This is a genomic window from Methanoregula sp. (assembly GCF_002835825.1).
In the GTDB taxonomy this organism is placed as follows: domain Archaea; phylum Halobacteriota; class Methanomicrobia; order Methanomicrobiales; family Methanospirillaceae; genus Methanoregula.
The window spans coordinates 1-1,039 of the sequence record NZ_PIZH01000768.1 but is presented as its reverse complement, the minus strand read 5'-3'; the positions used below and the strand labels follow the sequence as shown (position 1 = coordinate 1,039).

Sequence of the window (1,039 nt, the reverse complement as noted above, 5' to 3'; positions counted from 1 at the left end):
CATTACCATCTGATCGCTCTGAATGATTTCCTTGAGCACGTTCCAAAAAACGACATCGTTTCCCTCCTGCGAACGCTTGGTGAAGGCCTGGCCCCCGGCGGCGTTCTGGCGGTCAATTCCCCTCAGGCCGCGGGATTCACATCTTTGTACAACCGCTACATCGACTTCACTCACCGGATGGTCTTTACGGAACTGAGTTTAAACTACGTGCTTCGAGCGGCCGGCTTCTCGGAGGTCCGATTCGTCCGTGAGCGATGGTCTTTGAAATTCACTCCCCGGCATCTGGCCTACCGCGCCGCCCGCTGGACCTGGTTCCGGATCCTGAAACTGATCTATTTCATCGAACTGCCCGGGATGAAGCACCCCGGCACCTTTCATACGCGCATTTTTGCCGTGGCGAAACCATGAAGATAGCGATCGATGCCTACCACACCCTCTATCCTTCAGGCGGTATCGCACGATACAGCCGCGGCCTCATCGGGGCTCTGGCGGCGGCCGCTCCCGGCGCCCGGTTCACCCTGTTCGTGAACCGCTTCAGGGAAAAAGGACCCGCCTGGACGCCGGATCGTGAAAACGTCTCCCTGCGCGAAGTTTTTTTCCCCCGGCGGCTTCTCACGGGGCTGTGGGACGCGGCCGGCTGGCCGGCCATTGAGTCGTTCCTGGGGGACATCGATATTTTTCACGGGCTTCACTTTGTCCTGCCGCCGGCCCGGAAAGCGAAGCGCGTCCTCACGGTGCACGATCTGACCTACCTTCGTTTCCCTCATTATTTCGCCGACCGGCGTTTGAATGAGCGGGGGTATCGGCACGAGCTTCAGCGGGGACTCGAACGGTCCGATGCCGTCATCGCCGTTTCGGAGAGCACCCGGCGCGATCTGATCGAACTGACGGATTATCCCGGGGAAAGGATCCGGACCATTCACGAAGGGGTATCCCCTCACTTCTTCGAAGACGTCGAGCCTTCGAGCGCGGACCGGACCCGAAAGCGGTACGCGATTCCCGGTCCCTGTATCGTCTTTCTCTTCGGAACCCCCGCACC

2 protein-coding genes are annotated in these 1,039 nt (G+C 59.9%); both read left to right on the top strand.

Annotation, left to right across the window (positions count from 1 at the left end):
* On the top strand, window positions 1-408 hold a 408-nt coding region (locus CW742_RS15065; RefSeq protein WP_292421826.1), incomplete at its 5' end, for a methyltransferase domain-containing protein.
* Window positions 405-1,039: glycosyltransferase (locus CW742_RS15060; protein WP_292421823.1), on the top strand; the 635-nt coding region annotated here is incomplete at its 3' end. The genes CW742_RS15065 and CW742_RS15060, both read left to right, overlap by 4 nt.